Here is a 21,329-nt window from a genome sequence, read left to right on the forward strand (position 1 = left end):
TCGCGCCGCATCTCCCGGGTTGCACAGGCGCGCGGTTGGGCCTAAGCGGAGGCGATCAACGAGAACGCTCATGCCCATCCGCCTGAAAAAGCTGATCGGAACTTTCCTGCTGGTGGCGCTGGTCATCATCTATGCGCTGGTCGCGTCGATCATAGCGGTCGCGCAGCTGTCGCAATCCAGCCCGCTGGTGCACTTCCTGTTCTTCCTGTTCAGCGGCCTGTTCTGGGTGCTGCCTGCGATGGGCATCATCAAATGGCTGATCCTGGAGCCGCCGCCGAAAGGCTGAAGAGCCCGCCCCAGGTTAGATGGTGACCACCATTTTGCCGGCATTGGCCAGCGGCGTCGTTAAGCCCGACAACATGGTGCGGATATGGGCGACGCTCTGGTAGCGGCCGTTGATCGAAATGCGCGGCAGCGCGTGCAGGAAGCCGGCGTGCTCGGCGTGCAGCACGCCGTGGCGAGTGGTCACCGCCGAGGCGTAGCCGGCGTCGCGGGCAAAGCCCACTTCGCGGCAGCCGACAGCGCTGGCGTAACCATAGGGGTAAGCGAGATGACGGGGGTCTTCACCGAGCTGCGCCTGCAGTTGGCGCCTGACGTCGACGATCTCATGGCGCGCATCGCCTTCGTCGAGCCGCTTCAGATTGCGGTGGTTGACCGTATGCGCGCCGATCGTCACCAGCCTGTGCCCGGCCACGGCGCGGATGTCGTCCCAGGTCATCAGCGTGCTTGGGCGCAAGCCATCGAGGTCGATGCCGTTCGAGTGCGCCAGATCGCGCAGCACGGCGCGCTGATCCTCCTCGCGCACCTCGAGCGTCAGATAGGCATGCAGACGCGCATTGGCGTGGAGTTTCTTGCCGTGGGTCGAGCAGTCTATGGTCACCGGCCCCTTCGGCGTCGCCAGCGTCAAACGCTCCCGCGCGTTGACGATATCCTCGACCACGTCCCACCATAAATCGGCGCTGCCGTCGATCAGACCCGGCGCGACATAGATGGTGATCGGCGCGTCGTGCTTTTCGAGCACTGGCAGCGCTTCGGTCATGTTGTCGCGATAGGCGTCGTCGGCGGTGATGGTGGCGAACTGGCCGTCCTTGCCGCCGGCCTTGATGCGCTCGATCGCCTCGTCGAGGGTGACGAAGGCATAGCCCCTCGACTTCATGTCGGCGACGAGAGCGTCGAGGAATCGCGGGGCGATGTTGAGGTGGCGGTTAACGCCGTCCGGCTTCTCCGGCGTGGCGGTGACCCGATGCAACATGAGGATGGCGCCAATGCCGCCGACAAACGGCTTGGCCAGCGGTGCAAGGCCGGTAAAGCGGGCGATATTAAGCGCCAGTTTCCGAACTGCCTCACCACCGTCGATCATTCATTCACCTTTTGCGCCTAGGCTCGATCCAAGCACGGAACGCGCCGACGCGAACTCCTGATCGCGACGAATACGCCTTAAGGATTGAGGTATGGTTGACGCCACCGCGTCATTTGACGGCAATCGGCTCGCCGCAAGCAAGGCGTCTGCGCGCACGCCGGCTGCCGACCAGACCAGTCTGTCGGTGTCGATCGCAGATGCTGCCGCGCTCGCCTCTTACGGCGAATTCTGCCGTTCGGCGCTGTTTGCGCCGGCGCAAAGCGCGGACTGGGTTCGTGCCTGGACGGCGCAGGCTAATCCCGATGCCGTCATTGCCACGCTGACAATCGAGGACAGGCCGGTCTTTGCACTGGCACTGGAAATCACGCGAACTGGTCCATTCCGCGTCGCCCGCTTCATGGGCGGGCGCCATGCCAACGGCAATTTCGCCGCCGCCGATCCGGCATGGCTGGCAAAGGCAGATGCTGGGGGATCCGCAGGCTGGTGACGGCGATCGGCAAGGCGCGTCCCGACATCGATCTCGTTGCCTTGGAAAGGCTTCTGCCCGACCTCGATGGCGTTGCCAATCCGCTGGTGGCGTTCTCCAACTTTCCGAGCCCAAACCTGTCGCTCGCCGTCAATCTCGACGGTGGTTTCGATGCGCTGCTGTCGCGTGTGGGCGGCAAGCGCAAGCGCAAGAAGCACCGTTCGCAGACACGAAAATTCGAGGCGGTCGGCGTTCATCGCCGCATCGAGGCGCAGACACCCGAAGACGTGAACCGGCTGCTCGACGCTTTCTTCGAGATGAAGGAGTTCCGCTTCGCCAAGATGGGCATCGCCAATGTCTTCGGCGAGCCGGAGGTGCGGGCTTTCTTCCGTGCCCTCTTCGCCGGCGCGCTGGCCGAGGAGAAACCGGCCTTTGTGCTGCATGGGCTCGAAGTGGCCGGCAAGCTGCGTGCAATCACCGGCTCGAGCCGCTCGGGCAAACGCCTGATCTGCGAATTCGGCGCCATCGCCGAGGACGATCTCGGCCACACCAGCCCCGGCGATTTCCTTTTCTTCGACATCATCGAGGAAGCCTGCCAAACAGGCTTCGATGTCTATGATTTCTCGGTCGGCGACGAGCCCTACAAGCGGCTCTGGTGCGATATCGAGACCCAGCATTTCGAGGTGCTGGCGCCCCTGACGCTGAAGGGACGCGCCCTGGCGTCGGCGCTGCGGCAGGGCGCACGGGCGAAAGCCTTCATCAAGAACAACCCGACGGTCTGGAAACTGACCAAGATGCTGCGCCGCAAGGCCGCCGGACAGGCAGCGCCCGCTCCCACGGACGACGAAAACTAGCGTTCAGAAATTCAGCGCTTCGCGGAGCGCCGGGCCGGCCCTGACCCGCAGGTCGAGATCCGCCTCGATGTGGTCGATATGGTGCAGCATCAGCCGGCTCACCAACCCGCAATCGCCGCTCTCCAGCGCGCCGACCATTTCCGTGTGCTCACTGTGCCCGCAGGCCGACACGCCGGATCGTCCGTAAAGGGCGATCACCAGCGACGAACGCGCCACCAGCTCCTCCATGAAGCGCTGCAGGATGGCATTGCCGGCGACGGAGGCGAGCAGCAGATGGAAATCGCCCGACGCCTTGATTTCGGAGCGCCGCGCGGTTGGGCCGCGCTCGGCGATGAAGCGGCCTTCCTCGTCGAGCTGCGCGCGGAACGCAGCGATATCGGTGGCTGTGACCCGCCCACAGGCGGCAATGGCTATGCCCGGCTCGATCAGCCGGCGCGATGCGAACACCTGGCGCGCTTCCTCGGGCGAAGGGTTGGCGACGAAGGCGCCACGGTTGCGCTCGGTACGCACCAGCCCCTCGAAGGACAGCATCTGCAGCGCCGCGCGCGCGACGGTGCGCGAGACGTCGAACAGCGTGCCGACCTCGCCTTCCGACAGCTTGGTGCCGGGCGTCAGCCGACGGTCGACGATGGCGTCCCGCAGATTGTCGCGAATCGCCTGGGCGCGATCCTGGTTGGCGCTGTCGGCGGAATGGATCTGATCGGCAATGTTCATGGCGATGATGGTTCCCAGCCTCTTCTAGCGCGACTCGTCGCCTGCGCACGAGAGGCAAAGTGGACACGAAGCCAAAAAAGATTGCATACGATTCTTGTGCAGATCGCGCACAATCGCCCATAATTTGTGCAATGCACAAGATAGCCTACCGGCTAGGCAGTGGGCAAGAACCCCGATTTCGCTGTCGATTCAAACGCTTGGGCCGATTGCCGCCGATTGGCACGCATAATGCATTGGTTAATGCGACCAAACGGGGAAGCCTGAATGTCCAAAGCCGCCGAGATCGACATCGTCTCCGTTTCGAAAGTGTACGGAACGACGACTGCCGTCGAGGCCATCAGCCTGAAAATACCGGCAGGCACCTATTGCTGCCTGCTTGGCCCCTCCGGCTGCGGCAAGACCTCGACGCTGCGCATGATCGCCGGCCACGAAAGCATTTCGTCGGGCGATGTCCGCCTCGGCAACATTGTCGTCACCGACCTGCCGCCGGCAAAGCGTGGCACGGCGATGATGTTCCAGTCCTATGCGCTGTTTCCGCATCTCGACCTTGTCGACAATGTCGCCTTCAGCCTGAAGATGAAGGGCGTCGACAAGGAGCAGCGCCGTGCCAAGGCGCTCGACATGCTCAAGCTGATGCAGATGGAGGCCTATGCGACGCGCCGGCCGGCGCAGCTTTCCGGCGGCCAGCAGCAGCGTGTTGCACTCGCCCGCGCTCTGATCACCGATCCCGAGGCGCTGCTGCTCGACGAGCCGCTGTCGGCACTCGACCCGTTCCTGAAGATACGCATGCGCGCCGAGCTGAAGAAATTGCAGACCTCGCTTGGCATCACTTTCGTCCACGTCACCCACAGCCAGGAAGAGGCCATGGCCTTGGCGGACCTGATCGTGGTGATGAATGACGGCCGCATCGAACAGGCGGCGCCGCCGCGAGATGTGTTCGAAAGGCCGGCCACCGCCTTCGTCGCGCGCTTCATGGGTGACCACAATGTCATCTCCGGCCGGGTTACCGGCGCGCGCGACGGCATGGTCGTCTTCGACGTCAATGGTGGCGCCTCGCTCGCCGCCCGCGGGCAAGGCCGGGAGGCGGGCCAGGAGGTGGGCACGCCGATCGACATCGCCATCCGCACCGACCATGTGCGCATCGGCGAAGCACCCTCTCCCGGCCTCGGCTTCACCGGCATCGTCTCCAACATCGAATATCGCGGCGCCACGGTGAAGCTGTCGGTCACCGGCGGCGGCATCGACGATTTCACCGTTATCATCGACGATTCCGACTTCTTCGCCAAACCCGTCGCCCTTGGCGACGCCGTACCGCTCGCCTGGGATTCCGAGGACGCCATCGTCCTCGGCCGCCTTCATTCATGAATTCAACGAAGCAAAACAAAACAGGGGAATAGGAATGACAAAAACAGTAGAAACAAAGACCGGAATTTCGCGCCGTTCGTTGCTCAAGACAGGTGCGGCCGCCGTCGGCCTCGCCGCAGGCTCGGGCGCCATTACAGGCTTCCCGACCATCTGGGCGCAGTCCAACATCACGCTGCGCCAGTTCGGCACCGGCGTGTCGAACCTGAACGCGATCGCCGACAAGTGCAAGGCCGACCTCGGCATCACGCTGGAAATGACGGCGACCGATTCGGACGCGGCCGCCCAGCGCGCCGTGACCCAGCCCGACAGCTATGACATCGCCGACATCGAATACTGGATCTGCAAGAAGGTGTTCCCGAGCGGCGTGCTGCAGCCGATGGATGTCAGTAAGCTGAAATACTACGACGAACTGGTGCCGTTGTTCAAAACCGGCAAGCTGACGCCCGACAGCATCATTGCCCAGGGCACCGCGCCGCACACGGTCGGCTATGTCGAAGCGCAGGACTCAAAGACCTTCGCCAAGGCGCCGACCAAGTGGTTCACCATGGTGCCGACGATCTACAACGCCGATACGCTAGGCATCCGGCCCGACCTCGTCGGCCGCGACATCACCACCTGGGCCGACATCATGGACCCGGCCTTCAAGGGCAAGACCGCGATCCTCAACATCCCGTCCATCGGCATCATGGATGCGGCCATGATCATGGAGGCCACAGGCAGCATCGAATATGCTGACAAGGGCAACATGACCAAGGAAGAGATCGACAAGACGATCGACTTCCTCATCAAGGCCAAGCAGGCCGGCCAGTTCCGCGCCTTCTGGAAGTCGTTCGACGAGAGCGTCAACCTGATGGCATCGGGCGAAGTGGTCATCCAGTCTATGTGGTCGCCGGCCGTCGCTGCCGTGCGCTCCAAAGGCATCGCATGCCGCTTCCAGCCGCTCAAGGAGGGCTATCGCTCATGGGGCGGCGGCCTTGGCCTTGCCGCCCATCTCAAGGGCGCCGAGCTCGACGCCGCCTACGAATACATCAACTGGTATACGTCGGGCTGGGTCGGCGGCTATCTCAACCGCCAGGGCTACTATTCCGCCAATATGGTCTCGGCCAAGAAGTTCATGTCCGAGGACGAATGGGGCTACTGGATCGAAGGCAAGCCGGCCAAGGGCGAGATCAAGGCGCCGGACGGCACCGTCATGGAAAAGGCCGGCGCCGTGCGCGACGGCGGCTCGTTCGAAGAGCGTATGGGCAAAGTCGCCTGCTGGAACTCGGTCATGGACGAGGACCGCTACATGGTGAAGCGCTGGAACGAATTCATCGCGGCGTAGAGCGGACGCGTTCACTGTGATGTTGCGATCCTTCGCGCCCCCCTCTGTCCTGCCGGACATCTCCCCCACTTGGGGGGAGATTGGCAGCGTCATGGCCGGCTCTTCGTTAGCAACGTTGGAGTTTGGCGAAGGCCGTTATGAGAGTTCGATCTCCCCGCTCGTGGGGGAGATGTCCGGCAGGACAGAGGGGGGCGCGAAGGATCGCAAGTCATCGCGATCACGCGGAGGATTTTCCCAATGACAGTCGCGCTCGAACGCCCCGCCATCGCAGCAGCCAAGCCCGCCAGACGCCGCCGCGTCTCCCTTGGCGCCGTCACGCCCTATTTGCAATCGGCGCCGCTGGCGGTCATCCTCGGTGCGTTCCTGCTCTTGCCAATCATCATGATCGTCGTCGTCTCCTTCTGGGACTACGACTTCGCCGCCATGTATCCGGATTTCCTGACGACGAACTATTCCGACGTGCTGGGATCATGGGTCACCTGGAAGACCTATCTCAACACCATCAAATTCGCTGCCATCGTCTGGGCTCTGACCTTGTTCATCGGCTTCTGGGTCGCCTATTTCCTCGCCTTCCATATCCGCACCACCGCCATGCAGATGGTGCTGTTCCTTGTCTGCACGGTGCCGTTCCTGACCTCCAACATCATCCGCATGATCTCGTGGATCCCGGTGCTTGGCCGCAACGGGTTGATCAACTCGACGCTGGTGCAATTGGGGCTGGTGCCAAAACCCATCGAATGGCTGCTCTATTCGGAATTCGCCGTGGTGCTGGCCATGGTGCATCTCTACACGCTGTTCATGGTAACGCCGATCTTCAACACGTTGATGCGCATCGACCGCTCGCTGGTCGAGGCCGCGCGCGATGCCGGCGCGTCCGGCTGGCAGGTCTTGTGGAACGTCGTCATCCCGCTGGCCAAGCCCGGCATGGCGATCGGCACCATCTTCGTCGTCACGCTGGTGATGGCCGATTTCTCCACTGTGCAGGTGATGTCGGGCGGCCAGAGCGCGTCGGTCGCACTGATGATGAAGAACCAGATGTCGCTGCTGCAGTATCCCGCAGCCGCCGCCAATGCCGTAGTGTTGCTGGTGTTGGTACTGTTGATGGTCGCGGGCATCCTGCGCATCGTCGACATCCGCAAGGAGCTTTGAGGTGAGCCACGAAAAACGCACCCTCGAATTCTATGTGCTTGCGGTCTTCTTCACTCTGTTCGTGCTGTTCCTCTACGGCCCGCTGTCGGCGATCCTGATCCTTTCTTTCCAAGGCGAGACCGGCGGCCTCACCTTCCCGCTCAATGGCGTGTCGCTGCACTGGTTCGCCAATCTGTTCGAGCGCCAGGCGGTCGGCGATTTCGGCGGCAGCTTCAAGCGCTCGCTCGTGCTCGGCCTCATGGTGATGATCGTCACCGTCGTCGTGTCGCTGCTGGCAGGGCTCGCTTTCCGGCAAAAATTTCGTGGCGCCACCGCTTTGTTCTACCTGGCGGTCGCCAGCCTCGTCGTACCCTCGATCATCATTTCGCTCGGCATCGGCGTCGTCTTCCAGCAGGTCGGCTTCCGCCCGGCCTGGTACACATCGGCCTTCGGCGCGCACCTGACCTGGACCTTGCCCTTCGGCGTGCTCATCATGTTCGCCGTCTTCAACCGCTTCTCGCCCGCCTATGAGGAAGCAGCGCGTGACCTGGGCGCCAACTCCTGGCAGACCTTCGCCCATGTCGTGCTGCCGATGATCGCGCCGAGCCTGATCGGCGTCGGCCTGTTCGGCTTCACGCTGTCCTATGACGAGTTCGCCCGCACGCTGATGACGTCGGGCACCTTCAACACGCTGCCGCTCGAGATCTACGGCATGACCACCAATGTCACGACGCCGGTGCTCTACGCGCTGGGCACGGTGACCACCGTGTTCTCCTTCCTGGTGATCCTGGCCACACTGGGCGCCATCCTCTATGTTGGCCGCAGGCGGGCCAGGGTTTGATTGTGCAGATACTGGTGGTGAACCCCAACACGACGGCGAGCATGACCGAGACGATCGCGGCGGCGGCGCGCGGCGTTGCCGGCGCCGGGACCGAGGTGATCGCGGTCACCTCCTCGATGGGCCCGGCCTCGATCGAGGGCTATTATGACGAGGCATTGGCCGTGCCCGGCCTTTTGATGGAGATCGCCGCCGGCGAACGTGCCGGGGCTCAGGCCGCCATCATCGCCTGCTTCGACGATACCGGCCTGGATGCGGCACGCGCCATGGCCTCCATTCCGGTCATCGGCATCTGCGAGGCCGCACTCGGTGTCGCCTCCTACATTGCCCAGCGATTCACAGTGGTGACGACCACCGAACGCTCGCGTGTCCCTGTCGAGGGGCTGGTGCAGCGCTATGGCATGGCCGGGCGTGCCCGCGTGCGCGCCGCCGACATTCCCGTACTCTCGCTTGAAGACGCTGCTTCCGGCGCTGTCGAGAAACTGCGCGCCGAGATCGCCCGCGCCATAGCGGAAGACCGCGCCGAGGCCATCGTGCTCGGCTGCGCCGGCATGGCCGACCTGGCACACCGGTTGCAGCAAGAGTTCGACCTGCCCGTCATCGACGGCGTCGGCGCCGCCCTCAAACAGGCCGAGGCGCTGATCGCATTGGGCCTGTCGACCTCGAAGCGCGGCTCCTATGCCAGTCCGCTGGCCAAGCCCTATCGCGGCGTGCTGAAATCCTTCTCGCCGGGGGTGGTCGCCGCGGAGTGAACGCTATGAAGCCTACCGTCCGCGCATTGTCTCCGCCGGAACTGACCGTTCTCATCGACTGGGCGGCGGCTGAAGGCTGGAACCCTGGCCTTGATGATGCCGCCGCGTTCCGGCCAACCGATCCTGAAGGGTTCATCGGCGCTTTTGTCGACAACGAGATGACCGCCGCCATCTCGGCTGTCGCCTATGGCGGCAACTTCGGTTTCATCGGTCTCTACATCTGCCGACCAGACATGCGCGGCAAAGGCCATGGCAAAGCAGTCTGGAATGCGGGCATGGCCAGGCTGGCCGGCCGAACGGTCGGCCTCGACGGGGTCGCCGCGCAGCTGGCGAATTATCGCCGCACGGGATTCAGCTCGGCGTACGAAACCATCCGCTTCAGCGGCCGTATCGCGACCCCGCCCGTCCGAAGCGAAGGGGTGCGCATGATAACCACGCAACTCGTGCCCGACATCATCGCCTATGACGCCCGCTGTTTCCCCGCGCCTCGACGAGCCTTCCTGCACCGCTGGGCGCAGCCGCCGCATTGCGGGTTCGCCGCGATCAGTTCACTCGGCACCATAGGCTACGCCGTGGCTCGTCCCTGCCGTTCGGGTTACAAGATCGGCCCGCTGTTTGCCGACGACACCGAGACGGCGATGCAGCTCATGGGCAGTCTGGCTGCCGCATGCGAAGGTGGCGACCTGCATATCGACGTTCCTGCCGAAAATTTCGATTTCACCACGGCGCTTTCAGCAATTGGTTTCAGGCCGACCTTCACCACCACGCGCATGTACAAGGGCCCGCCTCCGAAGGTCGACTCGCGCCGAATATTTGGCGTGACGACCCTGGAGTTGGGGTAGATCCCGGCGCCGACTGACAGGCTTGGTTTTTCGGGAGCCGGCGGGCGATGGACGAGCCGATCCGTAGTAGCGCCGCCTAAGTCGAATTGTCTGATGTCTCAGGCGGCGCTACGTCGTCCCGGCACGGGGTTACCCGGCGTCTCGTGGCCGATCGGCGTCACCAGAGTGAGGTCGGGATAGCCGCTTTCGATCAGCTCGACGGCGGCCTGCGCCACCTCATCGTCCGCCTGCAGCATGGACATGAAGACCTCAGTGCTGTCGCCGACCAGTCGGCTGATGCCTTGCGCATCGGCCGGTCCGCATTCGACAATGACCAGATCATAGGCAGTGGTCAGCGACTGCATGATGATCGGCAGCCGGTCGGCGGCGCGCATGGCGCGAACCGGATCGGCGGTGCCGACGGGAACGACATGGCAGTCGGAATAGAGGTCGGCGTGAATGACGTCGCTGAACTGCGCTTCCGAAGCCAGCAGATTGGTGATGCCGGGGAAAAGTCCGCTGTCCAGCATCGGCCGCGAGGCGGCACCTGACGCCGTGAGATCGAGCAGCAGCACACGCAGGCCAGCGTCGGAGACTTCGCGCGCTACCAGCACTGCCGATGCAGCCGCCTCATCGCCTTCGGGCGACACGAAGATGGCGCGCGCAGCACCGCTGGCGATCAGCTTTTCCGCCGCCTTCTCGACATCGATCTCGCCAAGGCTGGAGCGTACCCGCTCGGGTTCGGATTGCGGTTCTGGATCGGCAGCCGCTGCTCCTTCCAGCACTGAAGGAGCCGGCTCCTGCTCCGGCTCGGGCGCCAGTTCAGACTCCATGGCCGTCCGCTGATCGACCACCTCCTCGGCCACGACTGCGGCCGGTTCCGGGTCGACGACCGGCGCCGACATTGCCGGCATCGCAACCTGTTCGATGCGGTCCAAGCGGGCCCCTGGGGCCGGACGCATGGCGCGGCCGGAAAACAGCTCCTGCAGCAGCGTGATGACCGACATCAGCAGCAGCGAGCCGACTAAGGCGGCGCCGACGATCGGCACGAGCTTGGGGAAATAGGGTTCCGACGGCACGCGCGCCTCGGAAAACACGCTGGCATCGACCGGCAGGTAATTCTTGCGCGAGGACACTTCGCGGAAGCTCGCCATATAGGATTCAAGCTGCTGGCGCCGGACGTTCGCCTCGCGCTGCAGCGCATCCAGCTGGACCTGCTCCTCGCCGGCCCGCGACGACGCCGCTTTCAGCTTGTTGACGTCCGATATCAGCTGGTTTTCGCGCGCCTGGGCGGTCTGCGCCTGCGTCAGCAACCCGCGCATGATTTTTTGCGCTTCGTTGCGGATCTGGCCGTCGAGATCGGCAAGCTGCGACCTCATCGCCCGCAGGCGGGGATGGTTGTCGAGCAAGGTGGTGGAAAGATCGGCGATGTTGGTTCTGAGCTCGATCTGACGCTCACGCAGCCGCTGGATCAGATCGGAAGACAGCACTTCGGGTACAGCGTCCAGCGAACCGCCATTCTGCAGAGCCTGGCGCACCCTTTCGGCCGTCGCCTCGGCCGAAGCGCGGCTGGCGCGCACACGCGACAGTTCGGTCGATAGCTCGGACAATTGCTGTGTCGCCAGCACCGAATTGTTGCCGCCCATCAACAGGTCCGACTGGGCGGAACGGAAGGCCGCGACCTTGGCCTCTGCATCCCTGACCTGCTTCTGCAGATCGTCGATTTCCGGCCCGAGGAAGGCGGTCGCGGCGGCGTTCGACTTGGTCTTGGCGTCCGCCTGATAGGCCAGGTAGGCCTTGGCGATGGCGTTCGGAATGTCAGCGGCAAGCTGGGGATCTTCAGAGGAAAATTCGACGGCGATGACGCGGGTCTTTTCCACGCCATAAACATTGAGCTTGTCGCGCATCTTCGTCAGCACGCGCTCTTCGAGCGGAATTTCTTCCGGATCGCTCTTCAGCCCGGCAATGACCAGGAGCCGGGTGACCGGCGACATGCCGAGCGCATAGTTGAACTCGGGCTTGTCGCCCAGCTTAAGGTCGGCAGCCACCTGCTTGAGAATGTCGGACGAGGAAATGACCTGAACCTCGGTTGCTACACCTTCCGCATCGAGCACAGGTTTGTCGTCTTCATTGGTACCGGCAGGCCGCGTATAGGCCGACTCGCTCAACTGGATTTTCAGCTGCGTCGTCGCCTTGTAATGCGGCGTGGCAAGCCACGCGAACGCGAAGGCGAGACCAGTGACGAGAAGCGTGATCACAAGAATGCGCAGCCAGTTCCGCGCCAGGCTGGCGAAGAGCTGTCTCAGGTCGACATCGACATCTGCGGCCGCGGACTGGTCGGACATGCATTCCTGCTCCGGAACATGAGGCTAGATGGTAGCGTAAACAACTATGGTAACTCAGCCGTTAAGATCGCGGTAAGCAGCTGTTAGGGTTTGCTGACATCCGGTAAACAAAGCCAGCAAAACTATACGGCTTTTTGTCGATTGCCGCCAAATCGGCCGCGTCCCTTTACCGGCCATTAACCCTAACAGGATGATAACGAACCCAGATCCTTAAGGTTTGCCGCTGTGTCCTGGCGGCCATAGCGACGAAGGTGTGTGTCCGATCATGAAAAGCGCTGCTGGTCTGTTTCGCGCTCTGCTGGCCGTGTCGATGCTCGCCGGCTGCTCCAGCTACCGGCCGACGCCGGCGGCCTTCCACGAGGTACTCGACCAGCCCTATCGGCTCGGCGCCGGCGACCGTGTCCGCGTCACCGTGTTCGAACAGGACGGTCTGACCAACACCTACAGTGTCGATCAGTCCGGCTACATGTCCTTCCCGCTGGTCGGCGCGGTGCCGGCGCGCGGCCACACGGCCCAGCAGCTGGAAAAAGCGCTCGCCGACAAACTGCGCCAAGGCTATCTGCGCGACCCCGACGTGTCGGTCGAGATCGATCGCTACCGGCCGATCTTCGTCATGGGCGAAGTGGGCGCCGCCGGCCAGTATTCCTACGTGCCGGGCCTCACCGTGCAGAAGGCCATCGCGATTGCCGGCGGTTTCTCGCCGCGCGCCAACCAGGAAAGCGTCGACATCACCCGCGACATCAACGGCAAGGTGATGACAGGCCGGGTGGTTACCTCCGATCCGCTGCTGCCGGGCGACACGGTCTACGTTCGCGAACGCCTGTTCTGACATCAACGTGGCGGACCAGCTCAGGATCGTCCACTGCTTTCGCTCACCCGTCGGCGGGATCTTCCGGCATGTGCGCGACCTGACGGAGGCCCAGCTCGCCGCCGGACATGTTGTCGGCATCGTCTGCGATTCGACCACCGGCGGCGAATACGAGGAACGCCTGTTCGACCAGATGAAGGACAGCCTGGCGCTCGGCATCCATCGCACGCCGATGCAGCGCCATGTCGGGCCGGGCGACTTCGCCTCGGCCTGGCGTACCTATCGAATCATCAAGGAATTGCGGCCGGACGTGTTGCACGGGCACGGCGCCAAAGGTGGCGCCTATGCCCGTCTGTTCGGCTCATTGTTGCGGGTATCTAGGTCTCGCGTAGCCCGCCTCTATTCGCCGCATGGCGGCTCCCTCCACTATGACGAAACGACGACGACCGGGAAGCTGTTCTTCGCGCTCGAGCGCTTCATGGCGCGCTTCACCGACTGCCTGCTGTTCGTCTCCGACTATGAGCGGCGCACCTATCGCAAGAAGGTCGGCGAACCGCCTATCCCGAACACGCTGGTCTATAACGGCCTGCGCGCCGCCGAGTTCGAACCGGTGGTCGCACAGCCCGACGCAGCCGACCTGCTCTACATCGGCATGATGCGCGACCTCAAAGGGCCTGACATTTTCATCGAGGCGCTGGTGCTGGCCGGGTCCCAGCTTGAGCGCCGCTTGACCGCGGTCATGGTCGGCGATGGCGACGACCTGCCGCGCTACCATGCGCAGGTGAAACGGCTGGGCCTCGAAAAACAGGTCCGCTTCTTGCCGCCTATGCCAGCCAGGGAGGCATTTTCGCTGGCCGATCTGGTCGTCGTCCCCTCCCGCGCGGAAGCCATGCCCTATATCGTTCTGGAGACGCTAGCGGCCGGCAGGCCGATGATCGCCACGGCCGTCGGCGGCATTCCCGAAATCTTCGGTGAGGGATCCCCTGCCCTGATCCGTCCCGATCCGCGCCAACTCGGCGACAAGGTGGGTGAAGCGCTGCGCGATCTCGACGCCTACCGGCGCGTCATGCCCGATACGGCCAGCCTCAAGGCGCGATTCGGCGCCGATGTGATGGCCGCCGAAATCGAAAAGGCCTATTTCGCCGCGCTTAACAGATAGAGGACCCTCCAAAACCACAAGTTGTCTCAAGGTTTTTTTAGCTCTCTTTCTGCTATCGTCATCGCGGAAGCTTGTGGGAAACCCGATGAACGAGACCGACCCCACGCGCCGCTTTTCGGCCGATGCGGTGCGCAAATTCGACAGTCCTGCCGAGAGCCCCACGCCCGGCGGCATGAACAGTGTTGCCCGCCAGGTCGCCTCGCAATACCGGCGCGATACGATGTCGCCGGTCATGGTCAGCGGCGTATTGCGCATAGGCGAATTCGGCTTGCTGTTCCTGTCGGGGCTCGCGCTCTACTTCCACTTTGTCGGCTTCTTCAACTATCTCGCCTGGCAATATCCGCTGACCATTGCCGCGGCGTCATTCGTGGCCGTGGTGCTGCTCGACGTCAGCGATTGCTACCAGATCTCCGCCTTGATGCGACCGATCTCCAATCTCGGCCGCGTGCTGATGGTCTGGGCCGGCACCTTCGCGCTGATGGCGCTGACGGCCTTCATCATGAAAATGTCGGAGGATTATTCGCGTCTGCTGTTCGGCACCTGGTTTGTCGTCGGCCTGCTTCTGCTGTTCGGCCTCAGGCTGGTGATGTCGAAGCTGATCCGGCGCTGGGCGCGCAACGGCCGCATGGAACGCCGCGCCGTCATCGTCGGCGGCGGCAAGGCGGCCGAGATGCTGATCCGCTCGGTCGAGAAGCAGCCAGACAACGACATCCGTATCTGCGGCATCTTCGATGACCGCGGCGACAAGCGCTCGCCGCCGATCGTGGCCGGCTATCCCAAGCTCGGCACCATTTCGGAGCTGATGGAATTCGCCCGCATCGCGCGCATCGACATGCTGATCGTGTCGCTGCCGCTGACTGCCGAAACGCGCGTGCTGCAACTGCTGAAGAAGCTGTGGGTGCTGCCGGTCGACATCCGGCTCTCGGCGCATTCCAACGCGCTGCAGTTTCGCCCGCGCGCCTATTCCTACATCGGCTCGGTGCCGATGCTCGACATCTTCGACAGGCCGATCAACGACTGGGATTCGGTCGCCAAGCGCGCCTTCGACATCGTCTTCTCGCTGATCGGCATCATCCTGTTTTCACCGGTGATGCTGGCGACTGCCATCGCCATCAAGCTCGACAGCAAGGGTCCGGTGCTGTTCAAGCAGAAGCGGCACGGCTTCAACAATGAGATCGTCGAAGTCTACAAATTCCGCTCCATGTATACCGACCGCTCCGACCCGACCGCCAAGCAGACGGTGACCAAGAACGATCCGCGCGTCACCCGCGTCGGCCGCTTCATCCGCAAGAGCTCGATCGACGAGCTGCCGCAGTTCTTCAACTCGCTGTTCGGCACGCTGTCACTGGTCGGTCCGCGCCCGCATGCGATTGCCGCGCAGTCGCACAACCTTCTCTACAATGAGGTGGTCGACGGCTATTTCGCCCGCCACAAGGTCAAGCCCGGCGTTACCGGCTGGGCGCAGATCAATGGCTGGCGCGGCGAGATGGACACCAATGAGAAGATCCGCATGCGCACGGAATACGACCTCTATTACATCGAGAACTGGTCGATGCTGTTCGATCTGCGCATCCTGCTCATGACGCCGCTGCGGCTGCTCAACACGGAAAACGCCTATTGAGCGCGATTTCCCATGATGTGCCGCAGGCTGCGGTCAATGCCAAGCTGATCGGGCTGATATCCTCCGGCGCGGTGTTTTTCGGCGTCTTCCTGTCAGGCTTCGTCATCGACGAACCGGCGCCCTACGATCTTTTCATGCTCGGGCTGATCGGGGTGTGGGTGCTGTTTGGCCTGCGCATATCGCGCGCCGCCGTGCCGCTGCTCGTGCTGCTGATCACGATGAACATCGGCGGCATGATTGCCATGACGCAGATGGCCGATCTCGCCAACACACCGCTCTATCTCGCCGTCTCGCTGTTTCTCGCGTTCACCGCGGTGTTCTTCTCGTCGGTGACGGCGGTGCAGCCCGGCCTCTACCGGCTGATCTTCATCGCCTATGTCGTCTCCGCGGTGGTGACCTCGCTGCTCGGCATTGCCGGCTATTTCCACGCTTTCCCGGGCGCTGAAATCTTCACCAGATACGACCGCGCCCAGGGCGCCTTCCAGGATCCGAACGTGTTCGGGCCGTTCCTGGTGCTGCCCGGCATCTATCTGCTCTATCTCCTGTTGACCGGCTCGATCGCGCGCATGCCGCTTCTGGCGGTGCCGCTGCTGATCATCACCGCCGGCATTTTCTTCTCCTTCTCGCGCGGCGCCTGGGGCATGTTCGCCGTCTCGGCCATCCTGCTCACCGGCGCCCTGTTCCTGCAAAGCAACAGCGGCAAGTTCCGGCTGCGCGTCATCATCATGACCATTGCCGCCGTCACCCTGCTGGTGGTCGCCATGATCGTCATTCTGCAGCTGCCCGGCGTCGGCGAGATGTTTTCCAGCCGCGCCCAGCTCGAACAGAGCTACGACACGGCGCGCCTTGGCCGCTTTGCCCGCTACACGATCGGCTTCGAGATGGCGCTCGAACATCCGCTCGGCATCGGCCCGCTGGTGTTCGGCACCATTTTCGGCGAAGACACGCACGACATCTGGCTGAAGACGCTGATGGATTATGGCTGGCTCGGCTTCGTCTCGTTCCTGTCGCTGACGCTGTGGACGATCGCGGCCGGCTTCCGCATCCTTTTGCGCGACCGGCCATGGCAGCCCTATCTGCTCTGCGCCTACGTCGCTTTCATCGGCAATATCGGGCTCGGCACCTTCATCGACATCGACCACTGGCGCCATGTCTACCTGCTGCTCGGCCTGATCTGGGGCGCGATCGCGCTGGAATACAGGCATCAGCGCGGGTTGCGGGCGGTGGCGCAACGCTAAACCGATGGGAAAGCCGCCGAGTTCGGATGACTTCGCCTTCGGAACGAATTGCGACCGACGATTTCGTCTATCTCGCGATACCGGTCACCCGCTCGGGATACCGCACTGCCAGCATCGATTTGGTGGCGTGATCGGCAAAGATGGCGCTGACCTTTTCGGCGTCGAACCGCGCCCTGCGTTTGCGCTTCTCGTCGTCCAACAAGATGCCGCTGATGGCATCGAACTTGCGGCCAAAATTCTTCATCAACCCTCTCTTGACCGGCCAGCTGCGGCTGAAGCGTCCGGCCCAGGGGGTGCCTTTCGCCAGGTCGCGATAGACAGCCATGGCGTCGACCTCGACACCGACTGGCCGAGGCTCCCAAGGTTTGCCCCACGCGAAGTGCCGCGCATAGCACCTGCTGAAAGGGATCTGGCTGCTGTAGTTGGTCATCACGTTCCAGAACGGGTGCATCGTCTGCCATCGGCCTTCGAAGGCCACGTTCAATGCGCCCTGATCCATTCCGTAGACATGCTCGGACGCCAGCTGCCGCGTGCGCTCCAGAAGCCCCTCAGCCCTGAGCAGGGGCATGTTGAAGAGAAGAACGCCGGCGTTGAATTTCGGCGCTCCAGGCTGCATCGGCAGATGTTGCCTGTACTTTGCATCGAAGTAACTCTGCTCGTCGTGAGCGGCCAGCAACGGTGCATTGAGCGGGGTGTTGCAGAGATCGGCTATCGATCGGTTGAAAAGCACGTCGGCGTCTGAATAGGCGATGCGGTCGTATGGCTCGAATTCAGGCAATTGATCGGCAAACAGCCTGATGTAGGTCGCAAGGGTGGGATGCGTTCCACGGTTGAAGTTCGTCGCCTCCATGAATTTCGTTACGTCGATGATGCCGATCCTCCCATCGAACAAACGCTCACCGGCAGACCGGTCTTCGGCGGAGATCATGCCAGTGTGCAGGATAAAGCCGTCGACCGGTGCCGAAACATCCAGGACGCGGCGAGCCGCCAGACAGGCAAAGGGGAAGAATTTTTGGTCGGCAGCAAAAAAGAAACATGATCTCTGTTGCATGCTACAATGCCCGCCCGTTGACTGTGGCCCGTCGTAGCGGCTCAAGCGAACCCTCCCAGTACTTCTGGGAAACTGACGGCCAGGGCCCCGGAATCAGCTTGCTCCGCATAGATCTTGTGGGTCTTGCGGCCATCATAGTAAGCCCGCCGTTTCTTTCTCTTATCGTTGAGCAGAAGCCCCCGAGCGGCATCGATCCGGCGCCCCAGCCTCTTCAGCACGCCTCGCTCGAATGGAATGCGTTGCCGAAAGCGTTGAAGCCAAGGCGTGTCCTTCGCAAGGTCGCGATAGACCGCCAAGGCGTCGAGCTCTACGCCGACCTGGCCTCCCCATGGCTTGCTGCCTGAAAAATGCCGGGCGTATGCCTGAGAGAATCGATACTCTTTCGTGTAGTTGGACATCAAATTCCAGTTCGGATGCATCGTCTGCCACTTGCCTTCGAAAGCGATGTTTAGCGCGTTCTGGTCGTTCAGCTTTTTCTCGATGGCGACTTGACGGGTATGCTCCAAAAGCGATTGCGCACGCACAGATATCATGTCAAACAGCAGCACGCCCGAATTGAAGTACGGAGCTCCCGGCTGCATCGAGAGCTTCTGCCGATAGGTCGGCAGGAAATACATATAATCATCATGGGCCGCCAGCAGCGGGGCCTGAAGCTTCTGGCCTGTCAGGTCGCCAATGTCTCGGTTGAACAACACGTCGCAGTCCGTGTACGCGATACGATCATAAGCTTCGAATTCAGGTATCTGGTCCGCAAACAGTCGAATGAACGCGGCAATGCCGCTGTCGCGAAATCCGGATCTCACCTTCTCCATGAACGACGAAACGTCGACCAGTTCGACTTGACCCTTGAGCAGGCGCCGCGCCACCCGCATGTCATCGTCGCCTGCGTCAACGTAAAGAATGAAGCCTGGCGTCGTCGCCGCCGAGACGTCCAATATTCTGCGCGCTGTCAAGCATGCATACGGAAAATAGCCCCCGTCAGCCGCAAGAAAAAAGCAGGAGTTCACGTCCAATCCTTCTCGTCGCTCGAGCGCGAGCCATATCCTCTTGGTGTTTCATCGACAAGTTGGATGTTGGTGCTCACTATTGAACGTTTGCCTGGATATTTGGGTGCGTCCCACTTTCTCAGCTATCCGCAGAGCCGCCGCGATTCCGCACGCTGTCGCCAAGCGAGGTGATATTCGTTCGGCTCGTTCACATGCACCGTTTTAGCCCTTGCACCACAACTCTCGAAAATATAAGGCTTTGCGCGGTCCGGAGTGTAGCGCAGCCCGGTAGCGCACTTGACTGGGGGTCAAGGGGTCGTCGGTTCGAATCCGGCCACTCCGACCAAACAACACAGGCGACTAGCTGCTTCCCCCAAGTGGCCATGCAATTTCTCAGCCCCACTGCAGCGACCAGCAAGATGCGTTCTTACGGTGTCGCACCGGCATGTCGCTCCAAGAAAAATTCGATCGGGCCGGTAAGAAAAGCAGCCTCCTGCTTGATCTTCTCGTCGCTCCATTCCCACCACCGGATCGCCAGCAACCTCCCAATGACATCATCTGAAAAGCGATAGCGGATGAGCTTGGCCGGGACCCCGCCGACGATGGCGTATGGCGGCACATCCCTGGTGACGACGGCCCCGGCCGCGACAATGGCGCCATCGGCGATGTGAATGCCTGGCATGATCAGCGCATCGCGGCCGATCCAAACATCATTGGCAATGGTGATGCCCACGGGTTCGCCACCGTGTTCAGTGGGATCAACTGATTCCATCAAGCGGCTATGGATCGGGAATGTGGTTGCAGCCCAGGGCGTGTGACTTCCTCCCGAACACTCAAAGCTGACATTGCCGGCCACCGAACAAAACGCCCCTATGGTCAACGGAGTGGCGGCAGACGTTCCAAACACCTTCCTCCGGCTCACCCCATAGGTGTGACGTCCGAGGATCACGGTTGAGGGCAGCCTGGATCGAAACGGATTCCTCATGCATAGCCATCCCGTCACAGTGACTTCCTATGCTTCTGATGCCATAAATCCAAGGGCGTCCGCCACAGACGATATCTACCGGCCTTTGCAACCTGCTGGCCGACTGGCACCGAGCCGTAAGCATTAAAGAACGCATGTACGCGCGGCTCAGCGAACTGCTTTTTGCCTCGGGTGTTGTAGTGCCGGATCGGCAGGCGATGCGGGCTGATGGTTCGGCCGTTTTGAGAAAGGGCTACCCCGAGGCAAAACTGCTCCGGCGCCCATGTGTCGGTCACCTCATGAACCACCTTGATAGCGGCGAAAGCGTCAACCATAGCACTGAGGCTTTCTCGGTGAATTCCAACGATGCCGCTGTTCCACATCGGCTCCTGGCCGGTCAAAACCTGGCCGCCGATGCTGATGTTCTTGCCCGGCAGCGCACGTTGATAGATGCGGTGCTTCCCTTCGCACAGGCGCATGATGGAGTGGATCGCAGAAATCGAGTGGAAGCCCTTCGACGGGTCACCCACCGGGTACATGTCGGTGTCCATGAAAAGCAGCCGATCAGCTCGCCGCAAAAGCTCACGCATCGTCCCGGCCTTGATGCCGAAATGATATCTTCCACCGAAAGACCACTGCTCTTTCTGTTCGGTCGTTATAAGCATTGTCTCAATGGGATAACCGCGAAAGAGTTCAGACCTGTCCGTTGCGACAGTTATTCTGGCGGTCGGGCAATGGTGCAAAAGCTTGAGGGCGCTGAGCAGCGCGCCGCGATGGTAAAGCTCGTTCTCACCATAGGCGATGTAACCAAAAACGTCGTTCATTCCGCCACGTATAATGGGTCGTTCAATCTTCTACTAGCTGCGCTCGCAGTCGTTTTGCTCCCAGAAATCTCCTGCTGAAATCAGCCGACGATTCGCTACTGGCACACATCGACCCATTCGGCGCCGACGATCTGTGCCATGCGCTGCGGGCTGAGCCTTACAGCGGCGTTGGTGGCGCCGGCCGCGGGCACGACTTCATCGAAGGCGCGCAGCGAGACGTCGCAATAGACCGGCAGCGGCGCCGGCAAGCCGAATGGGCAGACGCCGCCGACGGGATGGCTGGTAATCGCGACAACCTCGTCGGCGTCAAGCATGCGCGGCTTGCCGCCGAAACGGTCCTTGAATTTGCGGTTGTCGAGCCTCGACATGCCGCCGGCCACGATCAGCATGGTCTCACCGCCGACGCGCAGGCAGATGGTCTTGGCGATCTGCGCCGGCTCCACGCCATGCGCCTCAGCCGCCAGCGCCACCGTCGCGGAACTCGCTTCGGTGACGAGCACTTCGACATCGGGCGCATGGGCAGCCAGGAAGGCGCGCACGGATTCAAGGCTCATCTCGGCATTGTCCCATTCGAAAACGGTTAGCGTTCACACTGGATAGCTTCACGCTCGGTCGGCGGCAACCTCCCCGCCCCTCGACGGCTGCAGCGGTACCAGGCCGGGCGGGTCGCGCCGCATGTCAGCAACACAAGGCGCATCCCCCGTGCGGGAG

18 protein-coding genes, 1 tRNA gene and 2 pseudogenes are annotated in these 21,329 nt (G+C 62.3%); 13 read left to right on the plus strand and 8 right to left on the minus strand.

Translation table 11 applies throughout. The features are described from left to right. The first annotated feature begins 70 nt into the window (after positions 1–70). On the plus strand, positions 71–286 hold the full coding sequence (locus tag NL532_RS21335; protein WP_023669401.1) for a DUF2842 domain-containing protein: 216 nt from the start codon (positions 71–73) through the stop codon (positions 284–286). Between the two features lie 15 nt (positions 287–301). On the opposite strand, the gene NL532_RS21340 is transcribed toward NL532_RS21335, so the two are convergent. Beyond that, entirely contained in the window at positions 302–1,360 is a 1,059-nt protein-coding gene (locus NL532_RS21340) for a polysaccharide deacetylase family protein (RefSeq protein ID WP_023669400.1), read from the minus strand. 91 nt (positions 1,361–1,451) lie between these two features. Between NL532_RS21340 and NL532_RS21345 the strand changes: the two are divergent. Beyond that, positions 1,452–2,680, plus strand: a pseudogene (locus NL532_RS21345) (GNAT family N-acetyltransferase). A gap of 3 nt (positions 2,681–2,683) precedes the next feature. Here NL532_RS21345 and NL532_RS21350 read toward each other — a convergent pair. Further along, positions 2,684–3,394 (minus strand): GntR family transcriptional regulator, encoded by a 711-nt coding sequence (locus tag NL532_RS21350; RefSeq protein ID WP_023669398.1) that lies wholly within the window; start codon positions 3,392–3,394, stop codon positions 2,684–2,686. 264 nt (positions 3,395–3,658) lie between these two features. Here NL532_RS21350 and NL532_RS21355 point away from each other — a divergent pair, with 264 nt between their 5' ends. From NL532_RS21355 to NL532_RS21380, 6 genes and pseudogenes are all read left to right on the plus strand, one after another. Next, positions 3,659–4,759, plus strand: coding sequence for an ABC transporter ATP-binding protein (locus NL532_RS21355; protein WP_023689478.1), 1,101 nt, complete (start codon positions 3,659–3,661; stop codon positions 4,757–4,759). Positions 4,760–4,793: 34 nt separating this feature from the next. After that, on the plus strand, positions 4,794–6,083 hold the full coding sequence (locus NL532_RS21360; protein ID WP_023700524.1) for an ABC transporter substrate-binding protein: 1,290 nt from the start codon (positions 4,794–4,796) through the stop codon (positions 6,081–6,083). Between the two features lie 321 nt (positions 6,084–6,404). Then, positions 6,405–7,232: pseudogene (locus NL532_RS21365) on the plus strand (ABC transporter permease); the annotation flags it as partial. A 1-nt stretch (position 7,233) separates the two neighbouring features. Beyond that, positions 7,234–8,052: an ABC transporter permease gene (locus tag NL532_RS21370; RefSeq protein ID WP_023669394.1), complete on the plus strand. Its 819-nt coding sequence runs from the start codon at positions 7,234–7,236 to the stop codon at positions 8,050–8,052. A gap of 2 nt (positions 8,053–8,054) precedes the next feature. Next, positions 8,055–8,801, plus strand: coding sequence for an aspartate/glutamate racemase family protein (locus tag NL532_RS21375; RefSeq protein ID WP_023700526.1), 747 nt, complete (start codon positions 8,055–8,057; stop codon positions 8,799–8,801). Between the two features lie 5 nt (positions 8,802–8,806). Beyond that, positions 8,807–9,643, plus strand: coding sequence for a GNAT family N-acetyltransferase (locus NL532_RS21380; protein ID WP_023700527.1), 837 nt, complete (start codon positions 8,807–8,809; stop codon positions 9,641–9,643). 98 nt (positions 9,644–9,741) lie between these two features. Here NL532_RS21380 and NL532_RS21385 read toward each other — a convergent pair whose 3' ends face one another. Beyond that, positions 9,742–11,967 (minus strand): GumC family protein, encoded by a 2,226-nt coding sequence (locus NL532_RS21385; RefSeq protein WP_023829441.1) that lies wholly within the window; start codon positions 11,965–11,967, stop codon positions 9,742–9,744. Between the two features lie 265 nt (positions 11,968–12,232). Here NL532_RS21385 and NL532_RS21390 point away from each other — a divergent pair, with 265 nt between their 5' ends. The 4 genes from NL532_RS21390 (at position 12,233) to NL532_RS21405 (ending at position 16,793) form a co-directional block, all read left to right on the plus strand. Then, on the plus strand, positions 12,233–12,796 hold the full coding sequence (locus NL532_RS21390; protein ID WP_023669390.1) for a polysaccharide biosynthesis/export family protein: 564 nt from the start codon (positions 12,233–12,235) through the stop codon (positions 12,794–12,796). Between the two features lie 7 nt (positions 12,797–12,803). Then, entirely contained in the window at positions 12,804–13,934 is a 1,131-nt protein-coding gene (locus tag NL532_RS21395; protein ID WP_023669389.1) for a glycosyltransferase, read from the plus strand. Positions 13,935–14,019: 85 nt separating this feature from the next. Beyond that, a complete protein-coding gene (locus NL532_RS21400; RefSeq protein ID WP_023669388.1) occupies positions 14,020–15,555 on the plus strand; it encodes an undecaprenyl-phosphate glucose phosphotransferase in 1,536 nt (511 codons plus the stop codon). Then, positions 15,552–16,793: an O-antigen ligase family protein gene (locus NL532_RS21405; RefSeq protein WP_023829440.1), complete on the plus strand. Its 1,242-nt coding sequence runs from the start codon at positions 15,552–15,554 to the stop codon at positions 16,791–16,793. The genes NL532_RS21400 and NL532_RS21405 overlap by 4 nt, the downstream gene beginning before the upstream one ends. Before the next feature lie 67 nt (positions 16,794–16,860). Here NL532_RS21405 and NL532_RS21410 read toward each other — a convergent pair whose 3' ends face one another. After that, positions 16,861–17,889 (minus strand): glycosyltransferase family 8 protein, encoded by a 1,029-nt coding sequence (locus NL532_RS21410; RefSeq protein ID WP_155923836.1) that lies wholly within the window; start codon positions 17,887–17,889, stop codon positions 16,861–16,863. After that, positions 17,886–18,851, minus strand: a complete 966-nt coding sequence (locus NL532_RS21415; RefSeq protein WP_245270329.1) for a glycosyltransferase family 8 protein — start codon at positions 18,849–18,851, stop codon at positions 17,886–17,888. The genes NL532_RS21410 and NL532_RS21415 overlap by 4 nt, the downstream gene beginning before the upstream one ends. A gap of 248 nt (positions 18,852–19,099) precedes the next feature. Here NL532_RS21415 and NL532_RS21420 point away from each other — a divergent pair. Then, a tRNA-Pro gene (locus NL532_RS21420) sits at positions 19,100–19,176 on the plus strand. 81 nt (positions 19,177–19,257) lie between these two features. On the opposite strand, the gene NL532_RS21425 is transcribed toward NL532_RS21420, so the two are convergent. The 3 genes from NL532_RS21425 to NL532_RS21435 form a co-directional block, all read right to left on the minus strand. Next, positions 19,258–19,686, minus strand: a complete 429-nt coding sequence (locus tag NL532_RS21425) for a CatB-related O-acetyltransferase (RefSeq protein ID WP_280799930.1) — start codon at positions 19,684–19,686, stop codon at positions 19,258–19,260. A gap of 143 nt (positions 19,687–19,829) precedes the next feature. Further along, positions 19,830–20,618, minus strand: a complete 789-nt coding sequence (locus tag NL532_RS21430; RefSeq protein WP_023753638.1) for a hypothetical protein — start codon at positions 20,616–20,618, stop codon at positions 19,830–19,832. Between the two features lie 95 nt (positions 20,619–20,713). Further along, entirely contained in the window at positions 20,714–21,172 is a 459-nt protein-coding gene (locus NL532_RS21435; RefSeq protein WP_023669382.1) for a YbaK/EbsC family protein, read from the minus strand. Positions 21,173–21,329: the final 157 nt, after the last annotated feature.

The sequence above is a fragment of the Mesorhizobium sp. C120A genome, from assembly GCF_030323105.1.
In the GTDB taxonomy this organism is placed as follows: Bacteria; Pseudomonadota; Alphaproteobacteria; order Rhizobiales; family Rhizobiaceae; genus Mesorhizobium.